At 66.8% G+C, this 13,315-nt stretch carries 14 protein-coding genes, 1 tRNA gene and 1 other RNA gene; 9 read left to right on the forward strand and 7 right to left on the reverse strand.

All coding sequences use genetic code 11. From position 1 onward, the window contains the following. Nucleotides 1-51 precede the first annotated feature (51 nt). Nucleotides 52-822, reverse strand: coding sequence for a queuosine precursor transporter (locus GLP40_RS04895; protein WP_328289699.1), 771 nt, complete (start codon nt 820-822; stop codon nt 52-54). Nucleotides 823-883: 61 nt separating this feature from the next. Between GLP40_RS04895 and GLP40_RS04900 the strand changes: the two genes are divergently transcribed. Next, nucleotides 884-1,441: a DUF4190 domain-containing protein gene (locus GLP40_RS04900; protein ID WP_154786600.1), complete on the forward strand. Its 558-nt coding sequence runs from the start codon at nt 884-886 to the stop codon at nt 1,439-1,441. 73 nt (nt 1,442-1,514) lie between these two features. On the opposite strand, the gene GLP40_RS04905 is transcribed toward GLP40_RS04900, so the two are convergent. From GLP40_RS04905 to GLP40_RS04915, 3 genes are all read right to left on the reverse strand, one after another. Next, a complete protein-coding gene (locus GLP40_RS04905) occupies nt 1,515-2,246 on the reverse strand; it encodes an RDD family protein (protein ID WP_154786601.1) in 732 nt (243 codons plus the stop codon). 50 nt (nt 2,247-2,296) lie between these two features. Then, on the reverse strand, nt 2,297-3,253 hold the full coding sequence (gluQRS, locus tag GLP40_RS04910; RefSeq protein ID WP_328289700.1) for a tRNA glutamyl-Q(34) synthetase GluQRS: 957 nt from the start codon (nt 3,251-3,253) through the stop codon (nt 2,297-2,299). Between the two features lie 98 nt (nt 3,254-3,351). Then, nucleotides 3,352-3,858 carry a DUF309 domain-containing protein gene (locus tag GLP40_RS04915; RefSeq protein ID WP_230329239.1) on the reverse strand — a complete coding sequence of 169 codons (507 nt, stop codon included), beginning with the start codon at nt 3,856-3,858 and terminating at the stop codon, nt 3,352-3,354. Between the two features lie 384 nt (nt 3,859-4,242). Between GLP40_RS04915 and GLP40_RS04920 the strand changes: the two genes are divergently transcribed. The 3 genes from GLP40_RS04920 (at nt 4,243) to GLP40_RS04930 (ending at nt 6,600) form a co-directional block, all read left to right on the forward strand. Next, the gene (locus tag GLP40_RS04920) at nt 4,243-4,452 is read left to right on the forward strand and encodes a DUF397 domain-containing protein (RefSeq protein WP_328289701.1); all 210 of its coding nucleotides are present in this window, start codon (nt 4,243-4,245) and stop codon (nt 4,450-4,452) included. 231 nt (nt 4,453-4,683) lie between these two features. After that, entirely contained in the window at nt 4,684-6,093 is a 1,410-nt protein-coding gene (locus GLP40_RS04925; protein ID WP_154786602.1) for a wax ester/triacylglycerol synthase domain-containing protein, read from the forward strand. 87 nt (nt 6,094-6,180) lie between these two features. Continuing rightward, entirely contained in the window at nt 6,181-6,600 is a 420-nt protein-coding gene (locus GLP40_RS04930; RefSeq protein WP_154786603.1) for a DUF3291 domain-containing protein, read from the forward strand. Between the two features lie 429 nt (nt 6,601-7,029). On the opposite strand, the gene GLP40_RS04935 is transcribed toward GLP40_RS04930, so the two are convergent. Next, nucleotides 7,030-7,118, reverse strand: a tRNA-Ser gene (locus GLP40_RS04935). Between the two features lie 54 nt (nt 7,119-7,172). Next, nucleotides 7,173-8,219, reverse strand: coding sequence for a hypothetical protein (locus GLP40_RS04940; RefSeq protein WP_154786604.1), 1,047 nt, complete (start codon nt 8,217-8,219; stop codon nt 7,173-7,175). 99 nt (nt 8,220-8,318) lie between these two features. On the opposite strand from GLP40_RS04940, the gene ffs reads away from it, so the two are divergent. Beyond that, nucleotides 8,319-8,413, forward strand: an RNA gene (gene ffs / locus GLP40_RS04945) — signal recognition particle sRNA small type. A 140-nt stretch (nt 8,414-8,553) separates the two neighbouring features. Further along, a complete protein-coding gene (locus GLP40_RS04950) occupies nt 8,554-9,849 on the forward strand; it encodes a PLP-dependent aminotransferase family protein (RefSeq protein WP_154786605.1) in 1,296 nt (431 codons plus the stop codon). A 164-nt stretch (nt 9,850-10,013) separates the two neighbouring features. On the opposite strand, the gene GLP40_RS04955 is transcribed toward GLP40_RS04950, so the two are convergent. Further along, the gene (locus GLP40_RS04955) at nt 10,014-10,877 is read right to left on the reverse strand and encodes a methyltransferase domain-containing protein (protein WP_230329240.1); all 864 of its coding nucleotides are present in this window, start codon (nt 10,875-10,877) and stop codon (nt 10,014-10,016) included. Between the two features lie 76 nt (nt 10,878-10,953). On the opposite strand from GLP40_RS04955, the gene GLP40_RS04960 reads away from it, so the two are divergent. The 3 genes from GLP40_RS04960 to GLP40_RS04970 all read left to right on the forward strand — a co-directional run bounded on the left by GLP40_RS04960 (nt 10,954) and on the right by GLP40_RS04970 (nt 13,205). Beyond that, nucleotides 10,954-11,532: an HhH-GPD-type base excision DNA repair protein gene (locus tag GLP40_RS04960; RefSeq protein WP_154786606.1), complete on the forward strand. Its 579-nt coding sequence runs from the start codon at nt 10,954-10,956 to the stop codon at nt 11,530-11,532. A 116-nt stretch (nt 11,533-11,648) separates the two neighbouring features. Beyond that, nucleotides 11,649-12,344 (forward strand): hypothetical protein, encoded by a 696-nt coding sequence (locus GLP40_RS04965; RefSeq protein WP_154786607.1) that lies wholly within the window; start codon nt 11,649-11,651, stop codon nt 12,342-12,344. Nucleotides 12,345-12,503: 159 nt separating this feature from the next. Next, nucleotides 12,504-13,205, forward strand: a complete 702-nt coding sequence (locus GLP40_RS04970; RefSeq protein WP_154786608.1) for a hypothetical protein — start codon at nt 12,504-12,506, stop codon at nt 13,203-13,205. Nucleotides 13,206-13,315 lie beyond the last annotated feature (110 nt).

Consider the following 13,315-nt stretch of genomic DNA (forward strand, 5'->3'; position numbering starts at 1 on the left):
CCCTCGACGGTTCAGGGGCTACCCCTGAGAGCCCGGAGAATTGGCCGTGCCCTACTCGTAGATGGCGGAGCGCTCACGCGGCCGGTACGAAGGCTCGTGCTTCTTCAGGAAGGCGATGCACCGGTAGCTGATCGGCAGCACCATCATCTCGACCAGGGTCTTCCAGGTGAAGCCCACGATCAGGTAGTTGAGGTAGTCACCCCAGGTGTGGATGCCGATGGCGGTGGCCGCGATGGAGCAGAACACGAAGGTGTCGCCGAATTCGCCGGCGACGGTGGAGCCGAGCAGTCGGGCCCACAGATGCTTCTCCTTGGTGCGTTCCTTGATGAGCACCAGGGTGATCGAGTTCAGGAACTGGCCCACGAAGTAGCCGGCTATACCGGCGAGGGCCAGCTGCGGGGTATGGCCGAGCACATCCCCGAAGGCCGAACCGTCCTGCTCGAGGTTGCCCGTGGGCAGCTTGATGACCACCTGGAAGCAGGCGATCATGAGCAGCAGCGCGGCGAACCCGTAGTAGACGATGCGGCGGGTGGCGCGGAACCCGTAGACCTCGCTGAGAATGTCGCCGATGACGTAGGCGAGCGGGAACAGGAAGAACGCGCCGTCCATGGTGATCGGTAGGATCGTCAGCGGGCCGAGGCGCACGTCGTGTCCGGCCAAGAACTGGACGCCCTTGGCGACACAGACGTTCGAGATGAGCAGGGTGGCCGTGAAGGCCACCGCCACCGGTGTGAAATATCCCCCCGCCGCGTCCGCGAATGCCGCGTGCTCGGGCGTGGGGTGTCCAGATCGGCCGGTTTCGACCGTTTTCGTATCACTCACGCGGAAAGTATCCCTGCCTGGACCGATACCCACGGGCGAGTGGGTGTCCTAGGCTGAGCCAATGACAAATCCCGGCGATTCCGACGAGTGGTGGAAGCAGTATGGCGGTGAGGGCGTGGCGCCCGAAACCCCGCCCCCCGCGGCGCCGCAGCAGATGATCCCGCCCCCGGCGGGCTACACGTCCGATCCCCAGTACCAGAGTCCCACGCTGACTCCGCCACCGCAGCCGGTATATCCGAATTATCCTCCGCCGCAGGCGAATCCGATGCCCACCTACCCGCCCGCCGGGCAGCAGCAGCCCCAGGGTTACGGGTATCCGGGCTATCAGCCCTATGGCTACAGCCTGCCGGTGCAGCAGACCAACTCGCTGGCCATCGCCTCGCTGGTGGTGTCGATCATCGGCCTGCCGAGCCTGTTCTTCTGCCTGTTCATCCCTGTGGTGTCGATCGTCGGTCTGGTGCTCGGCATCGTCTCGCTGAGCCGGCTCCAGAACAATCAGCAGCAGGGCCGCGGCTTGGCGCTGGGCGGCATCTGGGTGGGTGGGATCGGTACCGTCATCGGGATCGGGCTGCTTCTGATTCTCATCATCGCCGGGGACTGGAGCACGTCTTACAGCTGAAATAGCTGTAAGGCAACGAAAATGGGGCGCATCCGTGAGGATGCGCCCCATTTTCGTTGCCGCGTGGCGGGCGTCAGCCCTTCAGCACCTGGGTGCCGCCGGCGAACTTGTCGTGCCAGCCCTGCTTGTTCGGGTCCTGCTCGATGGTGATGGCGATGTAGATCGCCATACCGACACCGATCAGCCAGCCCAGGCACGGGATCAGCTGGACGATGACGAACAGGTTGCGCTTGGCCGAGGTGGCCGGGTCGATCGGGCCACCGCCGGGTCCGACCACGCGCAGGCCCAGGATCTTCTTGCCGAGCGTCTGGCCGTTCTGCTGGGTCTCCATCAGGATGAAGTAGCCGAACAGGATGACCGGCACCAGGATGCTCCACACCCACGCGACCTTGTTGGGCAGTAGCGCCTCGATGATGCCGCCGGGGATGCCGATGATCAGGCCGTCGATGATGCGGGCGGCGAACCGGATCCACAGGTCACCCGGCTGCGCGCCACCGAAACCGCCTGCGCCGAAACCGGGCTGGCCGCCGCCCGGGTAGGGCTGGTACGGCTGCTGGCCGTAGGGCTGCTGCTGGCCGTAGGCGTCCGACTGACCGAACTGGGGCTGCTGCCCGTACGGATCGGACTGCTGCCCGTAGGGCTGCTGGCCGTACGGCTGCTGCGGCTGCTGGCCATAGGGGTCGGACTGTCCGTAGGGCTGTTGCTGACCGTACGGCTGCTGCGGCTGCCCGTACGGCTGCTGTGGCTGCCCGTACGGCTGGCCGCCCTGCGGATACTGGTTGGGGTCGTACCCACCGCTCGTCATTGTTTCGCCGTCCTCGTCGAATTCGTTCGGGATCTGGTCGAGTGCGTACGTTACGGATATGAGCTGGGTTGCAACAACCCGTTGGGGTCGAGTGTCCACGGCTCGCGCGGCAGGTGCTCCGGCCGGAATTGTTCCAGTAGAGCGGACGGCGTGGTTGCGCCGGTGTAACCCAATGACGCCGCGAGCACGCCGAGCACCTGTTGCGCGGATTCGCCCAGCGCCATCCGATCCCGCAGGGTGACCGCGCCGTCGCGTTTCGCGAGCCGCTGGCCTGCGGTGTTCAACACCAAGGGGACATGGGCGTATTCGGGCACGGGCAGGTCGAGCAGGGTCGCCAGATACGCCTGGCGCGGAGTGGAGGGCAGCAGGTCGTCGCCGCGTACCACCTGGTCGATGCCCTGGTCGGCGTCGTCGACCACGGCCGCGAGGTTGTAGGCGGGGGTGCCGTCGCCGCGGCGCAGCACCAGATCGTCCACCGCGCCGCGGTATTCGCCGAACAGCCGATCGGTGACGGTGAATTCGGTGACCTCGGCGCGCAGCCGCAGCGCGGCGGGTCGGCCCTCGTCGCGCCGCTGCTGTTTCGCCCGTTCGGTGAGGTCGCGGCAGGTTCCGGGGTACGCGCCCATGGGACCGTGCGGTGCGGTGGCCGCCAGCTGGATTTCCCTGCGCGTGCAGAAACATTCGTAGGTGCGGCCCGCGGCGGTCAGGCTCTCGATGGCGGCGTCGTAGAGCGCGAGCCGCTGCGACTGCCACACCACCGGCGGATCCCAGTCCAGCCCGATGGCCGCGAGATCCGCCAGCTGCCGTTCGGCCGCACCTTTTTTCACCCGGTCCAGATCTTCGACCCGCATGAGGAAGCCGCGTCCGGTGGAGCGGGCGAACAACCAGGCCAGCAGTCCGGTGCGCAGGTTTCCCAGGTGCAGGTCCCCGGACGGGCTCGGCGCGAACCGGCCGTAGGCGGTTCGAGCAATATGGCCGGTCGTTGCTGCGGCGGGGTCGGTGGGCACGTTTCCCGATGGTAGTTCGCATGCTTCGCAGTGCCGTTGGTCCTGCGCCGTCTTGCGGCCACACACAGTGAGTGCGAGTGGACAGCCGGATTGCGAATTCAGTGCGGGATTGTGAGTCGGGGCCGAAGATCGTTGTCGGATATGGCTTTTCCCTGCTCGAGCGCGGTGAGCAGGGTGTGTGCGCAGGCCAGCAGGCCGGGGGAGTCGATATCGTAGGGGGCGGGTCCGTAGTCGGCGAGCCGGCGCGCCGCGCGTTCGAGGAGAGTCTGCGCCCCCTTCTGATTTCCGCGCTGAATGTGGGTAAGTCCAACGGCAAATTGCGCGAGACCCTGCCACAGCGACTTTTCGGCGAACGGACCGTTCTTCCAGGCGGCCTCGAGCACCTCATGAGCGTTGAAGGCCAGGCCGTCGTCGAGCAGGCGTTGGGCGTAGTCGAGGGTCTCGGCGGGCGGCAGGTCGAGATCATCGGGTATGCGGGGGATGCCGGCGGCGCCGAAGGGGAGTGGTCGCCCAAAACGGTCACGAGGTCGGGCATTCCGGGCGCGGCCGTTATCGTCGCGGTCTCTTCCGGTGTCGTCCTGTGTCTGCTCGGGCATGCCCTTCATGATTCCTCATGGCGGGGTGGTCCGGGCGCGCGAAGTTTGCCCGCGGGTCCGCGAATGGCTGGACAACGGAATTCGGACTTCTGAAATTGAAAAGCCTCAAATTGCGGCTATTTCCGTGCAAATAATTAGCTGGCTAACCTTGCGGGAAATTTGCTGATTGAAAATGAAAGAATGCGATCTCCCTATGACAAACCCTGCTAGGGTCTAGCGCGGGAACGGCCACCGGGGGTGCATTCCCATCGTGAAGTGCGGAGAAGAGGTCGGACGGAGCGTTTGCGTGCGACCCGTGGCGCACCAGGGATTCATGAATCTCGATGGATCCCGAGGTTATCAAGATCGATGCCGGCAAGATCTCACGCTTGACGCAGCAAAGGAGCTAGTACCGTGAAGGTGGATTACACAGGCGCCGTTTGGCGCAAGAGCAAACACAGCGGCCCCAACGGCAACTGCGTGGAGGTCGCATTTCTCGGCGACGGCAATGTCGCGGTCCGCGACAGCAAGGATCACGGCCATGGGCCGATCCTGGCCTTCACCCCCGGCGAGTGGGATGCCTTCGTAGCGGGCGTCTCCGATGGAGAGTTCAAGCGGGCCTGACCGCTGCCTCACCGGGAAAACAGAACCGGAAGCCCCCGAGTCCCGGAGACTCGGGGGCTTCGCTCTGACCTTTCCGCCGCGGCGCAGGTCTACGGAACCGTTCCTGCCCCCGATCCGAGGCGGAGGTCTTTCGAGCGCAGTCCTGAATCGAGCGCTCCACCTCCCCGCGCTCGGCCGCGCACCGTTGGGCGGGGAGCGAGTGCACCGTACGGGTTTCGTTATGGTCATCGGGTGACATGCCTGGCCGCCCGGGACGCCACCATGTATTGGCTGTCCGCGCGCACGCGCAACGACCTGTTCCTGCTCTACTGCTTCGCCGACGCGGGTCGCGATGCCGGGGAACTGCGGGCCGCCGTCGCGAACCGGGTGGTGCGTATTCCGGATTTGCTGATACATGTGCTGGATACTCCTGCAAACATTGCGTATCCGATTTGGGCGACTTGCGAATTCGCGAACGATCAGTTCGTCGATCATCACCGCGCGGACGCCACCTGGGCGAATGTCACGGCCGCCGTGGGCGACCTGCTCGGCATGGGCCTCAACGCGAACGACCGCCCCTGGCGGCTACACGTGTTCCGAAACGTCCGGGATGCCCCGGGATTCGCTACCGGTGAGCCCGCGGTCGTAGCGGTGCTCCAGCTATCCCACGCACTGGCCGACGGTCGTCGCGCCGCCGCCATCGCGCGAGCGCTCTTCGGCGACGGCGAGTTTCCCGTGCCGGCCGACCGAGCGCGATCCCGATCGCTCTTGGACGGGCGTCTGCCGCGTCGCGCCGGTGACGTCGCGATGAGCGCGCTCGCCGCGACCATCGCCTTGCCGGTCATGCCGATCAATATGGTGCGCACCATCTTTCGTGGTCTAGCCGCCGCCCGGGCCGGGCGGCGGCTGGCCGAGCTCACAGCCGCCGGGGAGCTGCCGCCGCCCGCCCCCGATACCGAACCGACCATCCTGAACGGCACTGGCGCACCCCCGGCCGCGCATATCGTCCGAATGCTGGTGTGCGACAAGAATCGGCTGCGGGCCCCGGATCACTCGGTGACAGTTGTGGCGCTCACCGCTGTTTCGATCGCGTTGGAGCGCTATCTCCGGGAGCGCGGCGCGGCGGTCGCCGACCTCCGCGCCCAGGTCCCCATGGCGATCGCCACCGCCGTCGGCGCCCGCAACGGATACCGCGACCTGTCGGTGGATCTGGCCGTCGCCGAACCGCTGCCACGCACCCGCGCCGACCGCGTCGCCGCCGACCTCGCCGCGCGCCGCACCCGCGCCGCGCATCCGCTCCAGGACGCGCAGGACTCGGTGGCCGCCGTCCTCCCCGCCCCGCTGCTCCACCGTGACGTGACGCACGCCCCCATCGATGTTCTCCCCGAACGAATTTCGGGTCACACCGTCGTCTCCAGCGTCGACCGCGGTCCCGCCGACCTCGAGTTCGGCGGCGGTGCCGTCCGATTCACCGCGGGCTTCCCCGCCCTGGGCACGGTCATGCACCTGACCCATGGCGTCCACGGCCTCGGCGACAAACTCACCCTCTCGATCCACGCGGACCCCGCCGTGATCCCCGATATCGACCATTACGCGGTCCTGCTGGAGTCCGCGCTCGACCAGGTCGCCAGCGCATTACGCGACACCGACGCCGCCGACTGAGCCGTTGACAAAGCCATATCCCACTGTAGAAGATGATGAAGTCGGTCGGCGGTCCGTCGTCGTCCTCACTGATCGAAAGAGCGGCCCATGCCCACGCTTCCGTGGATGACAGTCGGCACGCCCACCAGGCCCGAGGTCCAATGTATGGCCTCGCGCCTCGAGGTCGACTCGCTGCTGAGCGCACCCGGCTTCCTGATCGCTTCACTGGCCCTGTGGTGGCAGGCCCGCCGCTCGCCGGGAGCGCTGGGTGTGGCCTTGAAGGCAGAGATGCTGAAGGGCACATTCTGGACCTACTCGGCTTGGGAGGATAAGGCGGCCATTTACGCCTACGCGCGCTCCGAGCCGCATAAGTCGACTGTCGAGCGCAAGCGAAAGGTCATGCGGGACGCGACCTTCGTGTTCTTCAACGCGCCGGTGGACGAGTTGCCCCTGTCGTGGACCGAGATCCGCCGCCGGATCGCCGAGCAACGCGGCTCAGCGCAACCAGACCACAAGTCCGCACAGTGAACGATTTCGACGTAACTCGGATTCTCGCTCTACCGGACACGGGGTCGCACATCGGCCGGCTTGTCGGATTGGTGATGTAGGCCTCGCCCACGACTGAACGTGACGGCGTCCCGCCGCCCCTTCTCGCCGACCGGCCCCTCAGGTATTCGTCCGGCCCGATGACGTCGAGGATTTCTTGCCGGCGGACCTCGACGACCCGGTCCTCGAACGCCTCAGGGGTCACTTCGCCGTTGGGGCGGAATCGGGGTTGACAGCAGGGCTGTCCGCCCGTGCTGATCCGCATGCGAAGCGAAGACATCTGGCGGGCGCTCCCGGGTTGGGGTTCCGTGGAGCCCGCCGGCATCCTCTCAGATGTCCCGAGTGTGGACCGCTGATATGGATCAGCCCTGGTCGGATCTGGCGAAAACCAGATTCGACCAGGGCATACCCTGGCGGAGGATAGGGGATTTGAACCCCTGAGGGCTGTTAACCCAACCCGCGTTCCAGGCGAGCGCCATAGGCCACTAGGCGAATCCTCCGCCGAGCAATATACCGGGTGCACCCCTGGTGGAAGCAAATGCCGTGGTCGGCGGCTATTTCTTCTTCACATTGTCGAGGGCCTTCCGGGCCTGGTCCTTGCACACCTGAGCGATCTCGTCCTTGCTGACGTCCTGGCCCTTGGCCATGCGCAGGCGGATGTTGATCTTGACCGAGGCGTTGTCGTCTTTGACCGCGACCGTGTAGTCGGTGGTGGTCCAGTAGGTCCAGTCGTCGACCTTCGCCGACCAGTAGCCCGCCTCGCCGATGCCGTTCACGTCGCCCGCGGTCCGGCCGCTGCCGGTGGTGCCCGTGTCGGTCGTCTTCCACATGTCGTAGTCGGGCCGGTTGTAGGCGGTCGAGGAGCCGCTCAGGAAGGACACGTCGAGGGTGAGGTCGGCCGTGTTGGTGGTGTATTTGTCGGTCTTGCTGGCCTCTTCGTTGCCGGCACGGCATTCGAAGCGGCCGCCCGAGTAATCGGTGGGCTTGGTCTCGGAGTGCTCGGGGGTGCCCTTGGAGGTGGCGACCCACTTGTTGAGCACCGTGGTGTCGATCACGGTGCAGCCGTTGGTGACACCGTCCATCGTGTACTTGCCGGCGTTCTTCTTCTTGTCGCCGCCGAGCGGCGAGGGGCTGTCGCCGCCGGAGAGGGCGACCGCGCCGATGACGATGCCGACGATCACCACCAGGCCGATGACACCGCCGACGATCCAGCCGGTCTTATTGCCGCCCGGGCGCGGCGGCTGCGCCGGGTAGCCGTAGCCGGGTACGAGCGGCGGGGTCGGGGGCGGCGGGGTGTACTGCGGTTGCGGGTAGCCGCCGGACAGAGGCTGCTGCGGGTAGCCCCCGGAGATCGGCTGCTGCGGGTAGCCGCCCGACATCGGCTGCTGCGGGTAGCCGCCGGAGGGCTGGCCGCTCGGAAGCGCCTGGGCGGGCGGGGTGTACGGCATGGCGCCGGCGTTGTAGTTGAGCATGGTCGGGTCCGCGCCCTGAACCGGTTGGCCGGCATCGGTTCCGGTGGGCGGGGTGGCCCACCATTGCGCGGTCTCCTGGGATTTCGCCGGGTCGTGCGGCCCGCCGGGTCCTGGATCGGAACTCGTCATGTCGTCTTTCCCCTCCGGAATTTCGCGGAGCATCCCGCGTATCGCAGGCATCGTATCGACCCGGCGCGGCACGGGGCGCGGTGAGCGGCTACACTGGCCGACGGATCCAGCGCGGCGCGCATCCTGTGAACTCCCCCAGGGCCGGAAGGCAGCAAGGGTCAACGGGCTCTGCCGGGTGCGCTGGGTCCCCTTTCTTTTCCGGCCCAGGTCGTGTGGCCGACGGAAGTCCATATATCGCTGCCGAATCGGGCGCGGCTCCTAGTAACGTGGGCGGTTGGGTTCGCGCCGCGCGCAACCCTGGACAATCACCCCACGCCCTTGGAAAGGCTGTCAGATGCCTCGGCAGACGCAATTCGGTTTGATGAGCCATGCGGAACTCGTGACGGAACACGAGACGCAGACCGCGAACTACGCGAAGCTCAAGACCGAGAAGCTGACGCTGGACATTACGAGGGGTAAGCCCTCGCCCGAGCAGCTGGATCTCTCGCAGGAACTCCTCGAGCTGCCGGGCACCGCCGACTACCGCGACGCCAACGGCACCGACGTGCGCAATTACGGTGGCCTGCACGGCCTGCCGGAGCTGCGCGCCATCTTCGGTGAGCTGCTCGGCATCCCGGTGTCGAACCTGCTCGCCGGCAACAACGCCAGCCTGGAGATCATGCACGATCTGCTGGTGTTCGCCATGCTGCACGGCACCGCGGATTCGGTGCGGCGCTGGGCGGACGAGCCGGCGCTCAAGTTCCTGTGCCCGGTGCCGGGTTACGACCGGCACTTCGCCATCACCGAGTCGCTCGGCTTCGAGATGATCCCGATCCCGATGAGGGGCGACGGGCCGGACACCCACCTGATCGCGGAGCTGGCGGCCTCGGACCCCAGCATCAAGGGTCTGTGGGCGGTGCCGAACTACTCGAACCCCACCGGCATCACCTTCTCCGAAACCGTTACCCGCGAACTAGTTTCGATGCCGACGGCCGCGCCGGACTTCCGCCTGTTCTGGGACAACGCCTACGCCGTGCACCCGCTCACCGACAGCGCCGAGCCGGTGCTGGACGTGCTGGGCATGGCCGAGGCGGCCGGGCACCCGAACCGTCCGTTCGTGCTGGCCTCCACCTCGAAGATCACCTTCGCGGGCGCGGGCGTGAGCTTCTTCGGCTCGTCCACCGCCAATGTGGAGTGGTACCTGAAGCACCTGGGCAAGAAGACCATCGGCCCGGACAAGGTGAACCAGCTGCGGCATCTGCGCTTTTTCAAGGATGCCGACGGTGTGCGGGCGCACATGCAGAAGCATCGCGCCATCCTGGAGCCGAAATTCAAACTGGTGCTGCGGATCCTGGAGGATCGGCTGGGCGCGTCGAAGGTGGCGTCCTGGACCGAGCCCAAGGGCGGCTACTTCATCAGCCTGGATGTGCTGGAGGGCACCGCGAGCCGGGTGGTGGCGCTGGCCAAGGCCGCGGGCATCGCGCTGACTCCCGCCGGGTCGTCCTATCCGTACGGAAAGGACCCGGAGGACAAGAACATTCGCATCGCGCCCAGCTTCCCATCCGAGGGCGAGCTGGAGAAGGCGATGGACGGCCTGGCCACCTGTGTGCTGCTGGCCGCGTCCGAGAAGCTCCTCGGCCACACCGCGTAATCAACGGGCGGCCGGGAGCCGTTGGCATCGGCAACCCGTGCCGGCGGTCTGGAGCGCCACCGAGTGCCGACGCTCCCGGCCGGTTACCGGCACGGTACGAAATCGGTTGTCGCCAAAAGGATGTGGGCTCGCACAAAGTGCGAGCCCACGTCACTTGTTCTCGGTCATTCGCTTCGATGCGGTTTGTGCGCCAGCACCGCGAAGATGGTCACCGACAGGTGGATGTCGCCGCTGGCCGCGCCGGCCTCCAGGTCGGCGAGCAGTTGGTCGCGCTGGCGCTCGCTGATGGAGCCGCGCGCGACCGCCCGATCGGCGACACGGGCGACCAGCGCGCCCGCGCCGATTCCGCCGTCCTGGATCAGCGCGTGCGAGCCGATATCGTCGACGACGAGGCCCGCCTTGGTCAGCTGCCCGGCCAGGCGGCGGCCCGCGAACGGGTTGGTGGTGCCCGCGATCATGGTCTCGATAACCTCGTGCACCACATGCCGGTCGCCGGGATGCACGATGGCCGTACCCCAATCGGAGTCCATGACCACCACACGCCCGCCGGGCCGCAGCACCCGGGCGATCTCCCCGGCCGCGCGGGCGGGCGCGGTGAGGTGCTGGAAGACGCGCTCGCACAGCGCCACATCGAAGCTCTCGCTGCCGACGGGCAGGCCGTAGGCGTCACCGCTGACGAATTTGGCGGTGGATCCGGCCTGGGCGGCGCGGCGTTCGGCGGCGGTCAGCAGGTTCGGGTCGGGTTCCACCCCGAGCGCGATGCCGGTGGGTCCGACCAGATCGGCGAGGGTCAGCACCTCCGAGCCGCTGCCGGATCCGATGTCGAGGGCGCTCTCGCCGGGCTGGGTGGCCAGGGCGTCGTGCGCCCAGGCGCGCAGGCGCCGGATGCCCGGCAGCGTTGCCTGTAGATCGTGAACGTCGACGAGCTGGTCTTGTCCATCGCGGTCGAAACGGTCCGGTCGCAGTCCGGACCCAGCGGCAGGGTGCGCCGCGGTTCGCACTGAAGCATTAGCCATGGTGTCGGGCATGGGCCGAGCCTAACCCTTCGAAGGGCTCGGCGTGACCCGCGTCACCGCAACGCGGGATGAATGGGATGATCGATGCATGGTGAGCCGCACGCTGTGTATTGCGCAGGAATCCGATGCCGACGAGCTGCTTTCGACCGATGATTTCGCCCTGTTGGTCGGAATGATGCTCGATCAGCAGTTTCCCATGGAGCACGCATTCCGCGGCCCGAGGAAACTCGCCGACCGGATGGGCGGGTTCGATATTCACAAGATCGCCGACGCCGATCCCGAGGAATTCGAGGAGCTGGCCGCCACCCCGCCGGCCATCCACCGCTATGGGCGGTCCATGGGCCGGCGCGTGCAGGAGTTGGCCCGATACATTGTCCAGAACTACGACGGCAATACCGCGGCCCTGTGGACCGACGGTGATCCGGACGGCAAGGAAGTCCTGAAGCGGCTCGAGAAGTTGCCGGGTTTCGGCGCGCAGAAGGCGCGAATCTTCCTGGCGCTCCTGGGCAAACAGCGCGGGCTCGCCGTTGCCAGCTGGCGCGAGGCGGCCGGCGCGTACGGCGAGGACGGTTCCCGCCGTTCGGTCGCCGACGTCACCGACGCCGAATCACTCACGCAGGTGCGGGAATTCAAGAAACAGGCGAAGGCCGCCGCCAAGGTGAAGTAGATCGCGTCCGTTCGGGCCGATCGAATCAAGCTGGTTTTTAACCTCCAGGAATCTGGGAGGTTGCTTAATGCTTGCCGCCGACAGTTCAGTTCGCGGCAGTGGGAAGCAGTACCAGAATGAAGATGAGGAAATTCGCCGGGATCGCGGCATTGACGATCGCGGCAACGGGTGTGACGGCCGGAACAGCGTACGCCGGTCCGGCCAAGGTCGATGAGGGTGCGATCAACTACACCGCCCAGACCACCGACGCCGGCACGGTCATTCGCACCGACGCCGGTTCGCTGGTGGTCGAGGACGGGGCGCTGAAGATCAAGGCGGCCAATGGAATCACCGTCGCCGGTACGGAATTGAAGTTCCGCGTCGACGAATTCGAGTTCCCGATCGCGGCGCAGGTCAGCGACCGCACCGCGACCCTGACCCCGCAGCTCGATGTGGACCACGCGGTCTACAAGCCGGTCGCGCTGCCCTACGAGGATCAGGCTCCCTGGAAGACCCAGTACGACCGCGAGCAGGCCGCCTGGGGCCGCCTGCGCGATACCATCGGCCTGGGCGCGACCGTGGGCACGCTGGTCGGCGGCCTCGGTGGCGCGGCGCTGGGCTGCGTCGCCGGTGTCAGCGTCGGCCTGGTGGCAACCGGTGCGCTGGCGACCCTGTTCGGCGCGGGCCCGCTCGCGGGCTGCGTGGTGGGTGCGGCGACCGTCGGGTTCCTGGGTACCCTCGCCGGTCAGTTGTTCGTCACGGCTCCGGTCGCGATCGCCGCCGCGGTGCAGTACTTCACGACTATCAATCAGCCGTTCACGCCTGCCAAGTAGGCAGTTTCGGCAACCGATGGGCAAAGGTTCACTGCGTTGGAACCAACGAGCCACATTGCGTTTGTAATGGCCGGTTTCCATCACTGGGTCCCAGGGGCTACACCTGACCTTGTTCCCCTGGGGCGCATCCGCTCATCTCAAGAGGAATCCCGAAAACACATGCGTCTCAAGAAATTCGCTGCGGTATCCGCGCTCGTCGTCGCCGCTGTGGGCGTCACCGCCGGCACCGTGAACGCTGCCCCGGCCGCCGACGACAACGGCGCCATCAACTACGCGGTCACCACCACCGACACCAGCAGCATCCTGCGCACCGACGCCGGTTCGCTGGTCAACGACAATGGCAACCTGGAGATCAAGGCCGCCAACGGCACCGTCGTGGCGAAGATGCCGCTGAGCTTCCGCGTCGACGACTTCGAGTTCCCGATCGCCGCGGAGATCGCGGATCACACCGCGACCCTGACCCCGCAGTACGACATGGACCACGCGGTCTACAAGCCGGTCGCCCTGCCCTACGAGGACCAGGCTCCCTGGAAGTCGGACTACGACCGTGAGCAGGCTGCCTGGAACCGCATGAAGGACACCATCAGCACCGGCGCCACCATCGGCACCCTGGTCGGTGGTATCGGCGGCGCGGCCGTCGGTTGTGTCGCGGGTGTGGCCGCGGGCCTGGTCGCGACCGGCGCGCTGGCCGGTCTGTTCGGCCTCGGCCCGCTCGGCGGCTGTGTCCTCGGCGCTAGCGCGGTCGGCTTCCTGGGCACCCTGGCCGGTCAGATCTTGATCACCGCGCCGGTCGCCATCGCCGCCGCGATCCAGTACTTCTCCACCATCAACGGGCCGCACATCGCCGCCCCGGCCAAGTAAGAGCGAGGGGCTTTATACGCATCAGCGAATACCTCATCGGGACAACCCGCTCGGCCGTATCGCCGGGCGGGTTTCCCATTTCAACTGTTCACCGGTGCGATTGTTCATCG

This window comes from Nocardia aurantiaca, assembly GCF_009708175.1.
GTDB lineage: Bacteria > Actinomycetota > Actinomycetes > Mycobacteriales > Mycobacteriaceae > Nocardia > Nocardia aurantiaca.

Coding starts and splice junctions, on each gene's coding strand:
- GLP40_RS04900 (WP_154786600.1), top strand. CDS start 884: ATGACAAATCCCGGCGATTCCGACGAGTGGTGGAAGCAGTATGGCGGT.
- GLP40_RS04905 (WP_154786601.1), bottom strand. CDS start 2,246: ATGACGAGCGGTGGGTACGACCCCAACCAGTATCCGCAGGGCGGCCAG.
- GLP40_RS04915 (WP_230329239.1), bottom strand. CDS start 3,858: ATGAAGGGCATGCCCGAGCAGACACAGGACGACACCGGAAGAGACCGC.
- GLP40_RS04930 (WP_154786603.1), top strand. CDS start 6,181: ATGCCCACGCTTCCGTGGATGACAGTCGGCACGCCCACCAGGCCCGAG.
- GLP40_RS04940 (WP_154786604.1), bottom strand. CDS start 8,219: ATGACGAGTTCCGATCCAGGACCCGGCGGGCCGCACGACCCGGCGAAA.
- GLP40_RS04950 (WP_154786605.1), top strand. CDS start 8,554: ATGCCTCGGCAGACGCAATTCGGTTTGATGAGCCATGCGGAACTCGTG.
- GLP40_RS04955 (WP_230329240.1), bottom strand. CDS start 10,877: ATGCCCGACACCATGGCTAATGCTTCAGTGCGAACCGCGGCGCACCCT.
- GLP40_RS04960 (WP_154786606.1), top strand. CDS start 10,954: ATGGTGAGCCGCACGCTGTGTATTGCGCAGGAATCCGATGCCGACGAG.
- GLP40_RS04965 (WP_154786607.1), top strand. CDS start 11,649: ATGAAGATGAGGAAATTCGCCGGGATCGCGGCATTGACGATCGCGGCA.
- GLP40_RS04970 (WP_154786608.1), top strand. CDS start 12,504: ATGCGTCTCAAGAAATTCGCTGCGGTATCCGCGCTCGTCGTCGCCGCT.